At 72.4% G+C, this 19336-nt stretch carries 14 protein-coding genes; 5 read left to right on the top strand and 9 right to left on the bottom strand.

All coding sequences use genetic code 11. The features are described from left to right. Nucleotides 1-57: 57 nt before the first annotated feature. The 9 genes from ACYU96_RS16885 to ACYU96_RS16925 all read right to left on the bottom strand — a co-directional run bounded on the left by ACYU96_RS16885 (nucleotide 58) and on the right by ACYU96_RS16925 (nucleotide 14229). Entirely contained in the window at nucleotides 58-807 is a 750-nt protein-coding gene (locus tag ACYU96_RS16885) for a type 1 glutamine amidotransferase (RefSeq protein ID WP_460756075.1), read from the bottom strand. Next, entirely contained in the window at nucleotides 804-2147 is a 1344-nt protein-coding gene (locus ACYU96_RS16890; RefSeq protein WP_460756078.1) for an ABC transporter ATP-binding protein, read from the bottom strand. Before ACYU96_RS16890 ends, ACYU96_RS16885 begins: the two co-directional genes overlap by 4 nt. Continuing rightward, a complete protein-coding gene (locus ACYU96_RS16895) occupies nucleotides 2144-3430 on the bottom strand; it encodes an ABC transporter ATP-binding protein (RefSeq protein ID WP_460756080.1) in 1287 nt (428 codons plus the stop codon). Before ACYU96_RS16895 ends, ACYU96_RS16890 begins: the two co-directional genes overlap by 4 nt. Continuing rightward, on the bottom strand, nucleotides 3427-4413 hold the full coding sequence (locus ACYU96_RS16900) for an ABC transporter permease (protein WP_460756083.1): 987 nt from the start codon (nucleotides 4411-4413) through the stop codon (nucleotides 3427-3429). The genes ACYU96_RS16895 and ACYU96_RS16900 overlap by 4 nt, the downstream gene beginning before the upstream one ends. After that, nucleotides 4406-5410: an ABC transporter permease gene (locus tag ACYU96_RS16905; protein ID WP_460756086.1), complete on the bottom strand. Its 1005-nt coding sequence runs from the start codon at nucleotides 5408-5410 to the stop codon at nucleotides 4406-4408. Before ACYU96_RS16905 ends, ACYU96_RS16900 begins: the two co-directional genes overlap by 8 nt. A 130-nt stretch (nucleotides 5411-5540) precedes the next feature. After that, nucleotides 5541-7178: a peptide ABC transporter substrate-binding protein gene (locus ACYU96_RS16910; RefSeq protein WP_460756088.1), complete on the bottom strand. Its 1638-nt coding sequence runs from the start codon at nucleotides 7176-7178 to the stop codon at nucleotides 5541-5543. Between the two features lie 111 nt (nucleotides 7179-7289). Then, the gene (locus ACYU96_RS16915; RefSeq protein ID WP_460756091.1) at nucleotides 7290-11429 is read right to left on the bottom strand and encodes an endo-1,4-beta-xylanase; all 4140 of its coding nucleotides are present in this window, start codon (nucleotides 11427-11429) and stop codon (nucleotides 7290-7292) included. Between the two features lie 384 nt (nucleotides 11430-11813). Next, entirely contained in the window at nucleotides 11814-12491 is a 678-nt protein-coding gene (locus ACYU96_RS16920; RefSeq protein ID WP_460756094.1) for an ABC transporter ATP-binding protein, read from the bottom strand. Nucleotides 12492-12696: 205 nt separating this feature from the next. Next, on the bottom strand, nucleotides 12697-14229 hold the full coding sequence (locus ACYU96_RS16925; RefSeq protein WP_460756097.1) for an ABC transporter permease: 1533 nt from the start codon (nucleotides 14227-14229) through the stop codon (nucleotides 12697-12699). A gap of 113 nt (nucleotides 14230-14342) precedes the next feature. Here ACYU96_RS16925 and ACYU96_RS16930 point away from each other — a divergent pair, with 113 nt between their 5' ends. From ACYU96_RS16930 to ACYU96_RS16950, 5 genes are all read left to right on the top strand, one after another. Further along, a complete protein-coding gene (locus tag ACYU96_RS16930) occupies nucleotides 14343-14990 on the top strand; it encodes a nucleoside triphosphate pyrophosphohydrolase (RefSeq protein ID WP_460756099.1) in 648 nt (215 codons plus the stop codon). Between the two features lie 181 nt (nucleotides 14991-15171). Then, nucleotides 15172-16452, top strand: a complete 1281-nt coding sequence (eno, locus tag ACYU96_RS16935; protein ID WP_460756102.1) for a phosphopyruvate hydratase — start codon at nucleotides 15172-15174, stop codon at nucleotides 16450-16452. 263 nt (nucleotides 16453-16715) lie between these two features. Continuing rightward, nucleotides 16716-17483 (top strand): FtsB family cell division protein, encoded by a 768-nt coding sequence (locus tag ACYU96_RS16940; RefSeq protein ID WP_460756104.1) that lies wholly within the window; start codon nucleotides 16716-16718, stop codon nucleotides 17481-17483. Nucleotides 17484-17587: 104 nt separating this feature from the next. Next, nucleotides 17588-18094, top strand: coding sequence for a DUF501 domain-containing protein (locus ACYU96_RS16945; RefSeq protein ID WP_460756106.1), 507 nt, complete (start codon nucleotides 17588-17590; stop codon nucleotides 18092-18094). 252 nt (nucleotides 18095-18346) lie between these two features. Then, the gene (locus ACYU96_RS16950; RefSeq protein WP_460756109.1) at nucleotides 18347-19303 is read left to right on the top strand and encodes a Ppx/GppA phosphatase family protein; all 957 of its coding nucleotides are present in this window, start codon (nucleotides 18347-18349) and stop codon (nucleotides 19301-19303) included. Nucleotides 19304-19336: the final 33 nt, after the last annotated feature.

Raw genomic sequence — 19336 nt, forward strand, 5'->3', positions numbered from 1 at the left:
CTCCGGTTCAACAGGGATTCGAATCCATTTAGGCCGCCCTGAAAGGTCTGCCAGACCCTACTGAACAGTTCTCAGCAGGCGGGTCCAGGAATGAATCAGGGATCGTGACTGGGTCTTGTTGGTGTCGGCGTGCGTCCTCGCGGCTGCCGCCAGGGTGGCGCGGTCCAGGCCCTGGCCCGCCAGGGCGGCCTCGTCCCAGCGCAGGATCGCTTCGGGCGGCGCCTCCGGGTGGAACTGGACGCCCCACGCGGCTCGGCCGACGCGGAACGCCTGCACCCGGCAATCCGGCGACGTGACCAGGAGTGTCGCGCCGGGCGGCGCCAGTGTCACCGAGTCCTCGTGGTTCTGCAGCATCCACAGCGGCCCGGGGACGGCGCCGGCCGGGGTGTCCGTGGTGCGCTCGCCTGCCTGCCGGCCGGCGAACTGCCCGAAGACCGGATCGTCCCCCGCCTCGGGCAGGACCTCCAGCGCACACATCCCACGTTCCGTCTCACCGGACCTCGCCGTGACCTCGCCACCCGCGACATGCGCCAGCAGCTGCTCGCCGAGGCAGATGCCCAGCAGCGGCAGCTCGCGCTCCAGGGCCTCGGCCGTGAGAGCCCGCTCGCGGGGCAGCCAGGGGTGAGCGTCGTCGTCGTCGGGCAGGTAGCCGCCGCCGAGCAGGACGACGCCGTCGTACCCGTCGAGGTCCGGCAAGCCGTCCTCGGCCTGCACGACGTCGGCTGTCACGGCCGCCTCCGCGAGCCACCCGCCGAGCCGCCGAGGGCCCGAGGACGTCGAGTTCTGCACCACCAGCACGTGCGTCATGAGTCCACCGTCGTCGGCATCGGGAGCATATGGGCGAAGTGACACGCCGACAGGTGCGACGCCCCGTCCACGGCCAGGCTGCCACCCGCCTCGCGATCGCCGTCGGCCCCGTGCGGTCCCAGGACCGGAGAGACCTCCGCGCATCCGGCCGGGACGCACCGTCCGCCGCTGATCGGCAGGATCGGGGCGACACCCGACACGGCGTCACCGTCGCGCGGCACCGCGACACCGTCGCTGACCGCGGACGCTGCGGCACTGTCGCGCGACTCCGCGGTCTCCGGCTCTGCCGCCGACTCCGCTGCCGCCGCCTCTGCCGGCTCTGCCGCCTCCGCGGTTTCTACCGACTCCGCCGCACCGTCGCGCGGCGCCGCGGTCCCGGCGTCGGCCGCGGTCCCGGCCTCTCCGGCGTCGGCCGCGGTCGCCGCCGGTCCCCCGAGGACGCGCGCCAGCGGGCAGCGGGTGTGGAAGGTGCATCCCGTGGGCGGGTCCATCGGCGACGGCGGCTCGCCCTCCAGCGTGATCGCGTGCGAGTCGGTCAGGCGGAAGGACGGGTCGGGCTCGGGGACCGCCGACAGGAGCGCCTGGGTGTAGGGGTGCAGGGTGCCGTCGTACACGTCGTCGGAGGGTCCCTGCTCCACCACGCGGCCCAGGTACATGACGGCCACCTCGTCGGCGATGTGGCGCACCACGCCCAGGTCGTGCGCCACGAAGAGGTACGACAGCCCGAGCTCGTCCTGCAGGTCCTGCAGGAGGTTGACGACCTGGCCCTGCACGGACACGTCAAGCGCCGAGACCGGCTCGTCGCACACCAGGATCCTGGGGCGCAGCGCGAGCGCGCGGGCGATGCCGATGCGCTGGCGCTGCCCGCCCGAGAACTGGTGCGGATAGCGGTTCGCATGGCCGGCGTCGAGTCCCACCAGCTCCAGCAGCTCCCCGACGGCCGCGGTACGCCCTCCGGACGGCCGTGCGCGGTGGATCGCGAACGGTTCGCCCACGATCTGCCCCACGGTCATCCGCGGGTTCAGCGCCGTGTAGGGGTCCTGGAACACCATCTGCACGTCGCGGCGCAGCCGCCTGCGGGCCGCTCGGGACAGGTGCGCGACGTCCTCGCCCTCGACCAGGACCTGGCCTGACGTCGGCCGGTCTATCCCTACGAGCATCCGCGCGAGCGTCGACTTGCCCGACCCGGACTCGCCCACCACGCCGAGCGTGCGGCCCCTGCCGAGGGCGAGCGAGACGCCGTCGACGGCCTTGACCGTGCCGACGGTGCGGCGCAGCAGGCCGCGGTGCACCGGGAAGTGCCTGACGAGGTCGCGGACCTCGAGCACGTGCTCGGTCATCGGTCGCCCTCCTGACCGGCCTGGGTGTCGGGCGCGGGCACGTCCTGGCGGGCGCTCGGCGTCGGTGCGTCAGGGGCTTCGGATGCTCCGGCGCTGCCGGGCGCCGCGGCGTCGTCGCGGGCCGCGAGGACCTCGGCGGCGAAGTGGCAGGCCGACGTGCGGCCCGGGGCGACGTCGTCCGGTGCCGGCGGGGGGCCGACGCGGCACACCGCGCGGGCACCGTCACAGCGCGGATGGAACGCGCACCCGGCCGGCAGCGCGCCCGGGCTGGGGGGACGTCCCGGAATGACGGGCAGGCGGCGCCGCACCGACCGCTCCCGTGCCCCGGTGCCCGTCTGCTCACCGGTGCTCGCCTGTGCTCCAGGGCCAGCCGGAGTCCCGGCGCCCGCCGACGGGATCGACCGGAGCAGCGCCCGGGTGTAGGGGTGGGCCGGCGCGCGGAACGTCTCCGTGACCGGCGCCTGCTCCACGACCCGGCCGGCGTACATGACGGTGACGTCGTCGGCCACGCCGGCCACGACGCCCAGGTCGTGCGTGATGAGCACCAGCCCCATCTGCCGCTCGGCCTGGATCTCGGAGAGCAGTCGCAGCACCTGCGCCTGCACGGTGACGTCCAGGGCGGTGGTGGGTTCGTCCGCGATGAGCACGTCGGGGTCCATCGCGAGCGCGGTGGCGATCATGACGCGCTGCCGCATGCCGCCCGAGAACTGGTGCGGGTAGTCCTTGACCCGCCCCTTCGCGTTCGGGACCTGCACCAGGTCCAGCAGCTCCACGGCCCGGCGCGCGGCGTCCGCGCGCGACGTCCCGCGCCGCGCCCGGAGCGCCTCGGTCAGCTGGTAGCCGACGGTGTGCACGGGGTTGAGCGCGGCCAGCGCGTCCTGGAAGACCATCGCGACCCGGTCCCCGCACCGGTCGCGGTGCGCCCGGCGGCTCAGGCTCAGCAGGTCCTCGCCTGCCAGCAGGACCGACCCGCGCGTGACGCGTGCGCCGGCGGGCAGCAGCCCCATCACCGCGAGCGACGACACCGACTTCCCCGACCCGGACTCACCCACCACCGCGAGCGTCCGCCCGGCCGCCACCCGGTAGGAGACCCCGTCCACCGCCCGCACACCCCCCGCAGCCGTCCGAAACTCGACGGCCAGGTCCCGCACCTCCAGCAACGGAACATCCGCCCCCGCCCCCAGGCTCACCCCCGCGTCGACCACGCCGTCCTGCGGGGTGGAAGCGAGGCCACCACGACCACGCAGGACGGCGTGGTCGACACCCGACGCGCCGCCGCTCATCGGGCCAGCCTCGGGTCGAGGGCGTCGCGGAGGACGTCGCCGAGGACGACGAGCGCCAGCACCGTGGCGACCAGGCAGGTCAGGGGAGCGAGCAGGATGTGGGGCGCGCCGCCCGTGACCCACTCCGAGCCCTGCTCGATCTGGATGCCCCAGCTCGTCGCCGGCGGACGCACCCCGATGCCGAGGAACGACAGCACCGCCTCCCAGCTGATGATCCCCGCCACCGAGGTGGGCAGGATCGCCGTCACCGGCCCGATCGCGTTGGGCAGCACGTGCCGCACCATGACGCGCAGGTCGGAGGCACCCAGCGAGCGTGCGGCGGTCACGTAGTCCAGGTTCTTCGTCTCCAGGACGCTCGCGCGCACGTGCCGGGCGTACGGCATCCAGCTGAACAGGATGAGCACGACGGCCGGCAGCAGGATCACGTCGAACGTCCCGCCGCCGAGGTCGACCCCCTGGAACAGGGACAGGATCAGCAGCGCGGCGAGCAGCAGCGGGATCACGAGGAACACCTCGACGGTGCGCGAGACCAGGTAGTCGACCCACCCCAGGTAGTACCCGGCGAGCAGCCCGAGCGTCACTCCGATCAGCAGCGCCACGCCGACCACCACGATGGCGAGCAGCAGCGACGGCCGTACCCCGTGCACCAGGGTCGCGAGCACGTCGCAGCCGAGCGGGTCCGTGCCCAGCGGATGCTCGGAACCCCAGCCCTGCGGGTCGATCCGGGCCTCGCGGATGGGGCACGAGCGCGGGTCCGTCGCGGTGAAGAGCCGCGGGAACAAGGCCATCGTGGTGAAGAGCACGAGCACGACGGAAGCGACCACGGCGTCGGGCCGGCGTCGCATCGTGCGCCAGGCCCCGGCCAGCGGCCGCGACGGCGCACCGACGTGCCCCGCACCGCGGCCGGAGAGGCCCGTACGGCCCCCGGTGGGCGCGTCCGCAGGCTGCTGCCGCACTCCCCGTCCCTCGTCGATGTCATTCATAGCGGATCCTCGGGTCGAGCAGGGCGTAGGCGATGTCGACGGCGATCATCACCAGCACGGTCACGGCGGTCAGCAGGGTCACGACGCCGAGCACGAGGCCGACGTCGTCGTTCCGGACGGCCCCCCACAGCACTCCGCCCATCCCGTAGATGTTCATCAGGCCCTCCGTGATGACGGCACCGCCGAGCGCCTCGGCGAAGGTGAGGCCGACAGCGGTGACCACCGGCACGGACGAGTTCCGGACCACGTGGTGCACGACGACGTGCCCCTCCCGCAGTCCTTTCGACCGGGCGGTCCGCACGTGCTCGCCCGCGTAGGACTCGAGCTGGCTCGCCCGCACCAGCCGGATGAACGCGGCCGACCCGGCCAGCCCCAGCAGGATGCCGGGCACGACGATCGTCGCCCACGGGTGCGCCGGGTCGAACGACGGCCGGAACCAGTACGGCGGCCAGCTGTCCGTGCCGAACGTCTCCTTGGACCACCGGTTCAGGGGGACGGCCACGACGTACCGGTACACGATCAGCAGCACGAAGACCGGGAAGGCGTCGATGAGGACCGACGTGAGCCGGATCCCGTGGTCGCTCGCCGACCCCCGCCAGCGGGCGGCGACGGACCCGAGCACCATGCCGAGGACCAGCCACGTGAGGACGACGACGCAGAACAGCCGCAGCGTGTTCGGCGCGGCCGCCCCCACGATGTCCACGACCTCGCGCCCCCGCAGGTTCGTGCCGAAGTCGCCCGTGGCGTACTGCCCGAGCCGCTCGACGAACGGCCCGAGACAGGGATCACCGACCCTGTCGAAGCACGGGTCGTCGAGGTTGAAGCGCTGCTCGACGGCGGCCACCTGCGCCGCCGACGGCACCTTGTCCCCGAAGAACGCCTGCGCGGGGTTGCCGTTCAGCTGGATGGCGACGGTCGTGAGCAGGTGCAGCAGGAACATCACCAGGAGCAGCGTCCCGGCCCCCTGCACCAGCCGCTTCGCGATGTAGCTCGTCATGGGCCCTCTCGCATGTCGTCCCCGGACCGTCCACCCGTCGTCACGTGCACGGCAGGGGCCAGGGGCGGAGCCAGAGCACGCCGGCTCCGCCCCCGGACCGTGCGGGCGGCGACGGGGAGCGGCGGGAGGGTCAGGCCGAGACCTCGAGCCGGCGGAGCATCGGGGCACCCGAGAACGGGTTGAGAGTCACGTTGCTCAGGCGCTCGCTGTAGTACGTGGCGCTGAAGCTCCAGCGGAACGGGATGGTCGGGAACTCCTCGGCGAGGATGCTCTCGGCCTCCTGGTAGAGGGTGACGGACTCGTCGAGCGTCGGGGCCGCCGCGGCCTCGTCGAGCTTGTCCTCGAACTCCTCGCTGTACCAGCCGAACTGGCCCGCGCCCGGCTCGCCGGAGGCGTAGAAGCTCAGGAAGTTCTCGTTCAGCGGGTAGTCCGGGAACCAGTTGTTCCGAAAGGTGCCGTCGTAGCCCTGCTCGGCGCGCGTGGTGAAGTAGTCCGGGTCGATGTCGAGCTCGTACGGGATGCCGAGCACCTCCTCGATGGAGTTGCCGATCGCGGTGAAGTACTCCACCTCGGCGTCGTCGTCGCCCAGGCTGATCTGGAGCTTCTCGCCGTCGGGCCAGCCGCCGGCCTCTTCCAGTGCCTCCTCGGCGGCCTCCGGGTCGAAGGTGCACCACTCGCACGTGCCGGCCGTGCCGCCGGGGACACCCTCGGGGACCCAGGAGTCCGCCGGAGTGGCCTGCCCGCTGCCGAGCGACGAGATGATGCCCTCGCGGTCGATCGCCATGGAGATCGCCTTGCGGAACTCGACGTCCTCCCACGGGCCGTCCTCGTAGAGGGAGAAGCCGAGGTAGGTGAGCGCCGAACCCGGCTGCTCGACGTAGCGTTCCGACAGCTCCGGGTCGTTGCGAGCGGCCTCGACCTCCGGCGTCGGAGGGAACGACAGGTCGAGCTCGCCGGCCTGGAAGTCGGCCCAGCCGGACGTCTCGCCGGTCGCGTACTCGGTCCAGTGGATCGCGTCGTAGCCGGGCGTCTCGTCCAGCGGGTAGTCCGACCACTTCTCGGCGGTGAGCTCCTGGCTCTGCGTCCACTCGGTGACCTGGAAGGGCCCGTTCCCGATGGGGTCGGTCGTGCACGTCTCGACGTCGTCCAGGCACTCCTGCGCGACCGGGTAGAAGCCGGTGTAGCCGAGCATGGTCGCGAAGCCGGCGAACGGGCTGCCGAGGTTGACCTCGAGGGTCAGGTCGTCGACCACCTCCAGGCCGGACAGCTCGTCGACGGCGCCCGGCTCGGCGATCTCGCCCTCGTCGTCCAGCTCGGGCTGCATCTGGTCGTAGCCCTCGACGATGCCGAAGTAGTAGTTGGAGTACAGGCCGTTGTCGCCGTCGGCCGTGTAGTTCCAGGAACGGGCGAAAGCCTCGGCGTCGACGGGCTCGCCGTTCTGGAACGTCAGGCCCGGCTTGATCGTGATGGTCCAGACCGTGTTGTCGTCGTTCGGCTCGATCGACTCGGCCACGTAGTTGTAGGGCTCCGTGGTCTCCGGGTCGTACCGGACCAGCCCGTCGTAGACGACGTCGAGCACGCTGATGTTGTCGTACGCCCCGGCGTCCCCGGGAAACAACGTCTCCATGTCCTGGCTGATCCAGGTCTCCAGGGTGACGGGCCCGTCGTCCCCGCCGCCGTCGGTGTCGCTCGGGCTGCACGCGGCGAGCGTGAGTGCGACGGCGGCCGTGCCGGCGGCCGCGGTGATCCGGGTTGTGATCTGCGCCATAACCGCAACTTTGGCAGAGATGTGCACTTATGCAAGTAAAAGATGGGTAACAGTGGGCCGGCACCGGCACCGGCGTGCCGCGGGGCGGTCAACGCCGGTGCCGGGTCCCGGTCAGTGCCAGGGCCAGGGCCAGAACGGCGACAGCCAGTCCCGGATCAGCTCCCACAGGTTCGGATGCCCGACCGTGACCGCGTCCGAGCCGGCGGTGACCGGCGCGTAGCCCTCCGCCTCGGCGGTGACCTCCACGGTCAGCTCGTGCCCGACGTCCCGGGGCGTGACCTTGTACCTCGGGCCGGTGCCGGTGGACTTCCCGTGCGCCCGGTGGATCGGCTCGCCGTCGCGCAGCCACTGGTAGCGGAACGTGAGGCCGTCGACCGACCACGCGCCGGGGTCGGCCGTGAGCGTTCGGCCCGGGCGTGCCTTCCCGGTGATCTCCGGCGGCGCCGTGTTCTCGATGGCCGGGACCTCGGCGGCGACCAGCTCGCCCACGCCCCAGTGTGCCGTGGACTGGTAGCCCGCCCCGGTCGGGTCGGCCCAGTTGTGGATGGCGGTCCGGGCGCCGTCGGTGGCGTCGTTGACCTGGAAGTCCAGGCCATGGAACGTTCCCGCACCCCCGGAGGCCAGCAGGTCCACGGCCGCCTCGACGACGTACCCGCCCTCGACCTGCCGGACCGCAGACGTCAGCCGTGCGGCCTGGTCGGCTTCGTCACCCGTGCCGAACGAGACGACGTTCTCCGCCGAGATGCGGATCTGTGTGTCGTCGGCCCGGTAGCCGCCGTTCTTCGCGTTGCCCGCGTCCACGTAGAACTCGACCGAGTCCTGTATCCACGGGTCCGAACCGGACACGTCGATCACCGGGTCGGCGACCTCGGCGAGCACGTACAGCGTGCTCCCGTGCCACGTCGTGGACACGGTGGCCTGCGCTCCCGACTCGCCGTCGACCGTCTTGGCGGTGACGACCGGCTCGGCGTCGCCGTAGGCGGCACCGGCCTCGCCGTCGACCACCGGAGCCGCCGCCGCCTCGGGCACCCGGACGTAGGAGAGCTCCTCGACGAACGTCAGCGTGCCGAGCGCGCCGGGCGAGTTCCACGCCCCGGCGTCCTCGCCGCCGTCGGACACTCGCACGTCGAGCCCGAGCGTGTCGCCCTCGGCCGCGGCGTCCAGCGGCAGGTGCACGACGACGTCGTAGCCGCCGTCCCGCTCGGACACCACCGCGTCCGCGTCACCGGAGCCGTCCCGGCCGACCGTGCGGCCCGTCTCGCCGAGGGCGAGGCTCACCGAGTCCTGCCCGGCGTCGTCGGTGGCGTCGTCCACCGTCGCGTAGACCGTGAGGTGGTCCGGTGCCCAGCGGAGCTGGAACCCGGACGTGCCCCCTGCCGTCTCGAACGTGTGGAGCGGGAGCCGGTCCCACTCGGGGGCGGCCGTCGCGGTGTCGTCCAGGGGAACGTCACCGGCGAACACGTCCGCCGTGCGCAGCCTGGCGGGCAGCTCGCCGTCGACCGCACCGTGGTAGGCGGGCTTGGCCTGGTAGGCGTCGTCGAACAGCAGCGGAGCACCGCTGTCGGAACGCCACGACCGGCCGTCGGTCAGGCCCCACACCGTGACGCTGTACATGCTGTCCGCGTGCTCCCGGAACGCGTCGAACGCGTCGCGGTAGTAGTAGCCCTGGTCGATCAGCCGGGCCTGCGTGACCGGCGTGCCCGTGGTCACGTCCAGTTCGGTCACCGCCTGCTTCACCGGCAGCCCGGCGAACCGGTCCAGCGCCACCTCCAGCGCGCTCACCGGCATCGACAGGTTCACGTGGAACTGGTGCCCGACGCCGTCCAGCGGCACCCCGCGGCCCAGCAGCCGCTCGACCAGCGCGAGGTACCGGTCCTGCTTGCCCGACTGCTCCGTGTTGTAGTCGTTGATGAACAGGGCCACCGGACGCTCGGCGACCGTGTCCGACGGCGGCGCCGCGAACTCCTCGTTGAACGCCTCGTCGGCGTACTGGAACGCCAGGTCGACGAACTCCTCGCCGAGGATCCGATACCACTCCGAACGGCGCATACCGTCCTCGAACTCGCCGCTGTCCGAGACGACCTCGTTCACCACGTCCCACGCGACCAGCGGGTTCGTGTCCGAACCGAACGGGCCGTAGTCGTCGGCGAGGTTCTCCGCCACGCCGAAGATGTGGTCGTGCAGGCGCTGGCGAAGGATCTCCTGGCCGGCGGGGTCCGCGGACAGCGGCTCACCGTCGGCGTCCTGGAAGAACCAGTCCGGCGTCTGGCTGTGCCAGGCGAGCACGTGGCCGTAGACGCGGACGTCGTTCGCGGCGGCGAAGTCCATCAGCGCCGTCGCCTCGGGGTGTCGGCGGAAGGTGCCGTCCTCGGCGTACCAGGCCTCCGGCTTCATGTGGTTCTCCGGCGTGAGCTGGTCGAAGTGGCGTGTCGTGAGCTCGCCGGCCGGGCCGGTGGTCTCACGCGAGTCGATCGCCACGCCCACCGGGAACGGGAGCGTCTCGTGGAGGGGTGTCAGATCTTCGACGACCGGGGGCTCCGGCACGGAGATCTCGATGTCGTCGACGAACCAGTCCGCGAGGTTCCCGCCGTCGTACGCGGTCTCCAGGTAGAGCAGCGCGTCGTCGGCCGCCGGCATGGTGAAGGACGTCGTGACCTGCTGCCACGAGCTGCTCGACATCCCGCTGAACTGGTCGACCGTGTCGTAGGTGGTCTCGCCGTCAGTGGTGTGCGCGAGGCTGAGCCAGATGTCGCCGGCCGTGGCGTCCCCGGCGAACCTGACCCAGGCCGAGACGTCGTAGGTGACGCCCGCCGACAGAACCTCCGTCACGTCGAGCCCGATCCCGTCGCCCGTGTACTCGCGGCCGGTGACGCCCGCGGAGTAGGCCGACTCGTGGGCGTAGGCGTCCGCGACGGCGACGTCGAAGCCGCTGTCGTCCGACCCGTTGCGCGGCGCCCAGCCGCCCAGCTCGCCGTCCTCGAAGTCGGCCGTCAGCACCGGGCCCGACGCCGGGGGAGTGCCCTGCGGGAACACGAACTCCCAGCCCTCGGCGAGGCGTTCGGTCACCACGGTCTCGACCGCGGCGAGCGTGCCGGAACGGTCCCCGCCGCCGTCGTGCGCGAGCACGATCTCGCCCGGCACCATGGCGCCGCGCAGGTTGTCGGTGAGCGTGGGGACGTCCTGCGTCTCCCAGTCCGCGATGGTGTTCCGCACGTCCAGGGGCTGCATGCCCAGCTCCACGGCGACGCCGGGCGTCACGCCCCACGAGCCGTTCGGCGCCCGCCAGAACGGGACCTTCGCGTTCGGGTCGCCGAGCGCCTGCCGGATGATCTGCAGGTTCTCGGTCATGTCGGCGCGGACCTGGTCGGCGGTCCAGCCGCCCATGTCGGCGTAGCCGGTCGAGTGGTTGCACAGGGTGTGGCCCTCGGCCACGATCCGCCGCAGAATCTCGGCGCCGTCGTCCGTCTGGATGTTCTGACCGATGACACAGAACGTCGCGTGGATATCGTTGTCGGAGAGGAAGTCCAGCAGCGCGGGCGTGGTCCCCGGGTTCGGGCCGTCGTCGAACGTGAGGGCGGAGACGTCGCCCGAGCCGTCGGCGAGGTACGCCGGGGTGGGGACCGGGTTGATCGCGCCACCGCCGCCGGGCGTGCCGGGGGAGCCGGAGTCGTCGCCGGTCACGAGGATGTCGTCGACCATGATCGTGTACGGGGCCTCCTGGTCCGCGGTGCCGAGGTAGACCTGGAGGTCGGCGGCGTCGCCGTCGGCCGGGGCCGTGAACGAGCCGGAGACGTCGGTCCACGCGGACGTCACGGTGGTGTTGGCGATCCAGTCGTAGTCCGGCTTCATGACGAAGCGGACGTCGGTGGCCTCCGGCTGGGCGTCGCCGTCGGGTGCGACGCGGGCGCGCATCGAGAAGTGGTAGGTGGCGCCCGGCTCGAAGAGGCCGGTGGGGGACTGGATCCCCTCGTGGTCGGCGGCGCGGGTGATGGACAGGACGTTGTCGCCTGCGTCGTCGGGGTCCGGGACGACGTCGAGCGTGGCGTTCCCGGACGGGGTCCAGTCGCCGGTGGTGCCGTCGGTGAGGTCGACCGCGGTGATCGTCACGGGCTCGGCGGCGGCCGGGCTCGTCAGGGCGACGGTCGCTGCGGTGGCGCCGGCGAGTGCGAGCGTGGCCGCCGTGGCTGCGGCGGTCAGGCGGCGGCCGGGTCTGGCCGTGCGACGAGATGTGAAACGATTTCGATGCACCATCAGGGGCGCTCCTTTGCGCAGTCCGGGTGTTTGAGCGTGATCGTAGCCACACCGGAGAGCCCGAGGCCAGCGCCACCGGAGGATTCACCCACCCGCCTCCCACCTCGCGCGCCGACGCCGCGCGCCGCGCCCCGACCTCGCGCGCCGACCCCGCGCCCCGACCACGAGATCCCCGGCGACCACGTCATCCTGTGCCGACCACGTCATCTCGTTGTGGTGGAACGTGCCCACCCCGCAGGATGGCGTGGTCGGCACAGGATGACGTGGCCGCCAGGGGATCCTGTGGTCGGCGTGGTCGGCGTGGTCGGCGTGGTCGGCGTGGTCGGCGGGGATCCCCTGTCGGACAGGCCGGCGAGGCCGGCAGAGCGTCCGGGGCGGGCGTCGTCAGCCCGGCGTCAGCTCTTTGACCTTGCCCTTCGCGATGCGGATGCGGCGCGGGGTGCGGGCCGCGACCACCGAATCGTGCGTGACCATGATCAGCGTCAGCCCCTGTTCCTTCCACAGGCCCTCCAGCAGGTCCACCAGCTCGTCGCGGGTCTCCTCGTCGAGGTTGCCGGTGGGCTCGTCCGCGAGCAGCACGCTCGGGTTCTTCACCAGCGCCCGCGCGATCGCGACGCGCTGCTGCTGCCCGCCGGACAGCTCGCCCGGCAGGTGGTCGGCCCGCTCACCGAGCCCTACCGACTCCAGCGCGTCCAGCGCCCGCCGTGCCCGCTCCCCCCTCGCCACGCCCGCGGGCACGAGTGCCGTCCCGACGTTCTCCTGCGCCGTCAGCGTCGGGATGAGGTTGAAGTTCTGGAACACGAAGCCGACAGTCTCCGCGCGGAACCGGGTGAGCCCGGCATCGTTCATCGTGGCGAGGTCCTTGCCGTCCAGCACCACGCTGCCCGACGTCGGCCGGTCCAGCCCGCCCAGCGCCTGCAGCAGCGTGGACTTCCCGCCTCCGGTCGGGCCCTGGATGGACAGCAGCTCGCCGTCCTCGATGTTCAGGGACACGTCGCGCAACGCGTGCACGGTCCGCTTCCCCTGGGTGTACGTCTTGCTCAACTTCTCGATCCGGTACACGACATGCCTGCCTCTCGTTGTACGACGACGTGCGGTGGTCCGCGGTTCTCTCCACGCGGTCGGTCTTTCCATGAGTGATCGGCAGTTTGAACTGCCGATCACTCATGGAAAGACCGACCGCTCATGGAGGGACCGATCACAGGGCTGGTCGGTCTTGTGGTGACCGGCCGCCCGGCAGCCCGGCAGACGGCCGGGGCGGTGGTGCTCAGGCGAGCGAGCGGAACGCCTCCGCGGGGCGCAGCCGCGCCGCGCGATGCCCTCCGACGACGCCCGCCACCAGGCCACCGAGCACCGCCAGTCCCACCGCGGCGAGCACGATCCACAGGGAGACCGGCGCGTGCAGGACGACGTCGGACACCGTTTCAGTCAGGCCGCCACCGGCGCCCCCGCCGAACGCGGCCGGGCCGCCACCGGCGGCTCCACCCCCGACGCCGTTCTCCCGCATCGGCCCCACCTCGGAGCCGCCCCCGCCGGGTCCGGCGAGCTGCGTCCCGGCGGAGCCGCTCAGCGTGATCCCGGAGAGGTTCACGGCCAGCACGGCGAGCCCGCCGAGCAGGACACCCGCGACACCGCCGATCAGTCCTTGCGCCACGGACTCGCCCGCGATCTGGCCGACCACCCGTCGCTGCGTCCAGCCGAGCGCCTTGAGCGTGCCGAGCTCGCGCGTGCGGCGGTTCACACCGGACACGGTGAACAGGACCGCGAGGCCGAACGCCGCGAGCAGCACGATCGCCGAAAGCCACCTGCCCAGCGTCGAGACCAGCGATGACGCCGTGGACAAGGAGCCGGACACGCCTTCGGCGAGCTCCGCCTGCGTGGAGACCGTCGCGTCCGGCAGCTCCGCGGCGACCGCCTCCGCCACGGCGTCGACGTGCTCCGCCGAGTCGACCTGTACGTAGAGCGTCGTGACCTGGTCCTCCAGGTCTGCGAGCCCGGCCGCCACGTCGATCGGGAGGTACACGTTCGCGGAGGTCTCGACGCCGTCGCCGGTCGTCGAGCGCACCGTCCCGACCACCTCGAGCTCGGAGCCGCCGACCGTGGTGGTGTCACCGACCGCGATCTCCTCCTGCTCCGCGTAGACGGCGTCGAGCACGGCGACGTCCTGGCCGGCGTCGGACGCCTGGAAGGCGCGGCCGTCCGCGACCTCGGTCGTGGTCAGCGGGCCGACGGCGGCGGCCGCCGGGTCGATGCCCGTCACGGTCAGCTGGTCGATCTGGAACGACGACCGCCCGCTCCCGCCGTCGGTGGTGCCCTCCTCGCCCGGGCCCGGCGGCAGGCCGGACTCCGCGCCCTCGCCCGTCTCCCCGAGGTCAGGCATCTCGCCGGAGAAGCTCGTGCTGGTGAGTTCCAGCGTGCCGGCTGCGCCGGTGACGTGGTCGAGGCCGGTGACGGTGTCGAGCGCGGACGCGTCGAACGCCGTCGTCCCGCGGTTCGTGGTGAGCTGGTCCTGCGAGATCGCGCGGGTGCCGTCGTCCGTGGCCTCCCCGGCGTCCTCGTCGAAGTCGAAGCGGCCGGGGCCGCCCACGCCGCCCTCACCCGGTTCGAGCGTCTGGGCGACGGTGATGTCGGTGCCGACGCCGTAGACCGACTCCAGTACGGCGGCCTGCGCGTCGCGCACTCCCGCCGACACGGACGAGACCACCATGACCAGTGCGATCGCGACGGCCAGCCCGACGGCGACCACCGCCGTCTGCTGACGTCTGTTGCGCAGCTCCCTGCGCAGGTACGTGAGGAACATGGACTGAGGCTCACGCCCGCCGCTGGACCGATGCTGCCGCGATGCTGTGGTGACGCTATGAGGCGGCGCCGTCGGCCCGGTCCGGGAGAAGGGGCCCGTGGCATCATCGGCGCATGGATCAGCTGCGGCGCGCCGTCGACGTCATGGACCATCTCTACTCGCCGGGCGGCTGCCCGTGGGACCGGAAGCAGACGCACGAGTCACTGGTGCCGTACCTCCTGGAGGAGGCGTACGAGCTGGCCGAGGCCATCGAGTCCGGCGACGGCGACCACATGCGCGAGGAGCTCGGCGACGTACTGCTGCAGGTGCTGTTCCACGCGCGGATCGCCGCCGAGGAGCCGGGGCCGTTCACGGTGGACGACGTCGCCCGCGACCTCGCGGACAAGCTCGTGCGGCGGCACCCGCACGTGTTCGTCCCGGACGGCACGGAGCGCACCGCCGACGACGTCCTCCTGGGCTGGGAGGACATCAAGCAGGCAGAGAAGCAGCGCACGTCGGTCCTGGAGGGCGTCCCGCTCGCCCAGGGGGCCCTCGCCCGTGCCCAGAAGGTGGTCTCCCGCGCGAGCAAGGCCGGGCTCGTGGACGACGACGGCGCACCGGCGTCGGCGGACGACCCCACGGAGCGTTACGGGGCCGAGCTGCTCGACGTCGTGCGCCGGGCGCAGACCGACGGTGTCGACGCCGAGCAGGCGATGCGTGCCGCCAGCCGTGCCCTGGAGGGGCGGGTCCGCGCCGCGGAGTCCGCCACCACGAGTACCTGACGCGACGGGACGCTCCGCGGTGAGCCGAGGGTGGACGACGCCACGATGCCGGACTCATCGGTGTCGCCCCGCCCGCAGGCCACGCGTGTCCGGCAGGCGAGCCGTGCAGTCACCAGGGAGCGGGGTTGGCCATAGGCTGGGGGCCGTAACCTCCGAGCAACAACCTGATCGAGGAGAATCCGTGGCTAGCATCGAAGCCGTTGGAGCACGCGAGATCCTGGACTCGCGCGGCAACCCGACCGTCGAGGTCGAGATCGTCCTGGACGACGGCACGTACGCCCGCGCCGGTGTGCCGTCGGGCGCGTCGACGGGCGCGTTCGAGGCCGTCGAGAAGCGCGACGGCGACAAGAGCCGCTACCTGGGCAAGGGCACGGAGCAGGCAGTCGCCGCGGTGAACGAGCAGATCGCCCCCGAGCTGATCGGGTACGACGCCGAGGAGCAGCGCATCGTCGACGCGACGATGCTGGCGCTGGACGGCACCCCGAACAAGGGCAGCCTCGGCGCCAACGCGGTGCTGGGCGTGTCGCTCGCGGTCGCGAAGGCTGCCGCGAAGTCGTCGAACCTGGACCTGTTCCGCTACGTCGGCGGGCCGAACGCGCACGTGCTGCCCGTCCCGATGATGAACATCCTGAACGGCGGGTCGCACGCGGACTCGAACGTGGACATCCAGGAGTTCATGATCGCGCCGATCGGCGCCCCGACCTTCAAGGAGGCGCTGCGTACCGGCGCCGAGGTCTACCACGCGCTGAAGTCCGTGCTGAAGGAGAAGAGCCTGTCCACCGGGCTCGGCGACGAGGGCGGCTTCGCACCGAACCTCGCGAGCAACCGTGAGGCGCTGGACCTGATCCTCGTCGCCATCCAGAAGGCCGGCTACACGCCGGGCACCGACGTCGCGCTCGCGCTCGACGTGGCCTCCACGGAGTTCTTCTCCGAGGGCTCGTACTCCTTCGAGGGCGGCAAGAAGTCGACCGACGAGATGGTCGACTACTACGCGCAGCTCGTGGCCGACTACCCGCTCGTGTCCATCGAGGACCCGCTGAGCGAGGACGAGTGGGGCGCCTGGTCCGCGCTCATGGAGACCGTGGGCGACAAGGTGCAGATCGTGGGCGACGACCTGTTCGTCACCAACCCGGAGCGCCTGGCCCGCGGTATCGCGGAGAAGTCCGCGAACTCGCTGCTGGTCAAGCTCAACCAGATCGGCACGCTGACCGAGACGCTCGACGCCGTCACGCTCGCCCAGCGCAACGGCTTCACCACGATGACCTCGCACCGCTCCGGCGAGACCGAGGACACCACCATCGCGGACCTGTCCGTGGCCACGAACGCCGGTCAGATCAAGACCGGTGCGACGGCCCGCGGCGAGCGCATCAACAAGTACAACCAGCTCCTGCGCATCGAGGACGCCCTCGACGAGGCCGGCGAGTACGCCGGCCGTTCGGCGTTCCCCCGCTTCCAGGGCTGACGTCCGGCGGGCCGCGGTTCACCGCCCGCCCGCCGACCCGCGGTGGTATGCCGGCAGACCTTCCTCTCGACATACCACCGCGTCCCTCGTTCTTCGCCCCGTCACGCCTGGTGGGTCAGACGGCCTGGGACGGCCGTCGACCGGTGACTGGCGGTCGCGCGCCGCCCGCTGAGGCACCGTCAGTCGTGTCTCGCAGAGGCCGGCGGCGGCGCGCCGTCGCAAATGTGGTGATCAGCAGGCGGTTGGTCGGCAGAATCGGGGACGTGCCTCCCACTCGTCGTCCCGCGTCACCGTCCGGTCCGGGACGGCGGCGTCCGGCTGCCCGGCCGCAGCCGTCCAAGGACCCGGGGACGACGTCGGCCGGTGATGGCCGAGCAGGTGCGGGCCGAGCAGGTGCGGGACAGGGGACCGGTGCCTCGGCGGCCCGGCCACGGCCGACGTCGGACGGCGGCCCCCGCAAGCCACGCAGCACCGGCGCGGGCTCCAGCACCAGGAACGGCACGGGCACCGGCGGCCTCGGCAAGCGGCCGCCGCAGCCGCGTCCGCGCCGGACCACGAGCGCGAGCGCGCCCGCCGGCTCCGGCAAGGTGGCCCGGCCGGCACGGTCCGAGCGGCAGACGTCGCGGTTCGGGTTCGGGGTGCCGGAGGTGCTGACGGTGCGCGCGCTCGTGCTGTCGGCCGTGGTGCTGCTCGCGGTGGTGCTCCTGCTGCCGACCGTGCGTGCGGTGGTGGCACAGCAGGCGGAGCTGTCGGACCTGCAGCAGGAGCTCTCCCAGCAGCAGGCGGACAAGGACGAGCTGGAGAACGAGCTGTCGCGCTGGGACGACCGCTCCTACGTGATCGAGCAGGCGAGGACCAGGCTGCGCTTCGTCATGCCCGGGGACCAGCCGTGGCGGACGCTCGACAGCGAGTCGGTCCGGGAGGAGGAGCCGGAGCCCGGCCCGGTGGAGACCGGGCGGCTGTCCGAGGACGGCGACACCCCCTGGTACACGAAGCTCTGGGACTCCCTCCGCATCGCCGACTCGGAGTAGCGCCGGCAGTCCCGGTTCGTCTCCCCGGGCGCGCCGCCACGTCCGGGCTCGCGGTGCCCGGCCTCCCGCGTCGCCCGCACCGTCGGGTGCGAGAGAATGAGCCGGTGAGTTCTTTCGTGAGTTCCCAGGCCGTCGACCCCCAGGATCTCGCCGTGCTCGAGGAGCAGCTCGGGCGGGTGCCGCGCGGCGTCGTCGGGATCGCTGCGCGCTGCGTGTGCGGGCGGCCGCTGGTGGCGCGGACGGCGCCGCGCCTGCCGGACGGGACGCCGTTCCCCACCACCTTCTACCTGTCGCACCCGGGCGCGGTCGCGGCGGCCTCGACGCTCGAGGCGAACGGCGCGATGAAGGAGATGAACGCGCGGCTCGGCGAGGACGAGGAGCTGGCCGCCGCATACCGCGCGGCGCACGAGCACTACGTCGCACAGCGGGAGAAGATCGGCCACGTCGAGGAGATCGAGGGGATCTCGGCGGGCGGGATGCCGGCCCGCGTGAAGTGCCTGCACGCGCTCGTCGCGCACGCGCTCGCGGCGGGCCCCGGCGTGAACCCGCTCGGCGACGAGGCGCTGGCCCTCGTCGCCGACACGTGGCGCCGGGACCGCTGCACCTGCTGACGCCCCCGCGCCGCGGCACCCGCGGGCCGTCGCCGCGGCGCCTGCCGGTACCCGCGCCGCGGCACCGCGGCCGGCCTCGGTCGGCGCGCCCGCCAGGACCGCTCGCCTGGTCGTTCCGCGCGTGAATGATCGGTAGATTGAACGACCGATCGTTCACCCCGCGACCGATCATCCACGTCACGTCACGACCGATCGCGCTCCCCGTCCGGCACGTCCGCCGGCCTCCGAGCGCGATGCCGAGGAGCCCGCCCCATGACCACCCGCGTCGCCGCCATCGACTGTGGTACCAACTCGATCCGCCTGCTCGTGGCCGACGTCGACGACGACGGGTCGCTGAACGAGCTCGATCGCCGGATGGAGATCGTGCGGCTCGGTCAGGGCGTCGACCGCACCGGTGAGCTGCACCCCGAGGCGCTGGAGCGGACGCTGGCCGCGACACGGCAGTACGCGGAGGTCATCGCGGAGTTGGGTGCGGCGAAGGTGCGGTTCGTCGCGACGTCCGCCACCCGGGACGCGCGCAACCGCGACGCGTTCTTCTCCGGCGTCCGCGAGATCCTCGGGGTCGACGGCGAGGTGATCTCCGGGGAGGAGGAGGCGGCGCTCTCCTTCCGCGGAGCCACGAGCGCGGTGGCGCGGACCCGCCCCGGAGCGTCCCTCGTGGTGGACCTCGGTGGTGGGTCGACCGAGCTCGTCCTCGGGACGGACCGCGTCGAGGCGGCCCACTCGATGGACGTCGGCTCGGTGCGGATGACGGAGCGCCACCTGGTCCCGGAGACCCCCGACGCCCCGCCGTCACCCGCGCAGATCGAGGCGGCGCGCGCCGACGTGCGCAAGGCGCTCGACGCGGCGACCGCCGTCGTGCCCCTCGGCAGCACGGCCACGCTCGTCGGCCTCGCCGGCACCGTGACGACGGTGACCGGGCACGCCCTCGGGCTGACGGCGTACAGCCGCGACCGGATCGACGGCGCGATGCTCCCCGTGCGGACCGTGCTCGACTCGTGCGCCGCGATGCTCGCCGCGACCCGCCCCGAACGTCAGGCGATGGGGTTCCTGCACCCCGGGCGGGTGGACGTCATCGCTGCCGGCGCTCTGGTCTGGTCGGAGGTGATCCGGAGAGTGGCGCACGACGTCGAGGCCGCCGGCGGCACGCTCACGGACGTCGTGACGAGCGAGCACGACATCCTGGACGGCATCGCGCTCTCCCTGTAGCCACCGGCTCGGCACTGCAGCCACCGGCCGGGC

Source organism: Myceligenerans cantabricum, assembly GCF_054777735.1.

Coding starts and splice junctions, on each gene's coding strand:
- ACYU96_RS16950 (WP_460756109.1), top strand. CDS start 18,347: ATGACCACCCGCGTCGCCGCCATCGACTGTGGTACCAACTCGATCCGC.
- ACYU96_RS16900 (WP_460756083.1), bottom strand. CDS start 4,413: ATGAATGACATCGACGAGGGACGGGGAGTGCGGCAGCAGCCTGCGGAC.
- ACYU96_RS16905 (WP_460756086.1), bottom strand. CDS start 5,410: ATGACGAGCTACATCGCGAAGCGGCTGGTGCAGGGGGCCGGGACGCTG.
- ACYU96_RS16930 (WP_460756099.1), top strand. CDS start 14,343: ATGGATCAGCTGCGGCGCGCCGTCGACGTCATGGACCATCTCTACTCG.
- ACYU96_RS16915 (WP_460756091.1), bottom strand. CDS start 11,429: ATGGTGCATCGAAATCGTTTCACATCTCGTCGCACGGCCAGACCCGGC.
- ACYU96_RS16910 (WP_460756088.1), bottom strand. CDS start 7,178: ATGGCGCAGATCACAACCCGGATCACCGCGGCCGCCGGCACGGCCGCC.
- ACYU96_RS16885 (WP_460756075.1), bottom strand. CDS start 807: ATGACGCACGTGCTGGTGGTGCAGAACTCGACGTCCTCGGGCCCTCGG.
- ACYU96_RS16925 (WP_460756097.1), bottom strand. CDS start 14,229: ATGTTCCTCACGTACCTGCGCAGGGAGCTGCGCAACAGACGTCAGCAG.
- ACYU96_RS16895 (WP_460756080.1), bottom strand. CDS start 3,430: ATGAGCGGCGGCGCGTCGGGTGTCGACCACGCCGTCCTGCGTGGTCGT.
- ACYU96_RS16890 (WP_460756078.1), bottom strand. CDS start 2,147: ATGACCGAGCACGTGCTCGAGGTCCGCGACCTCGTCAGGCACTTCCCG.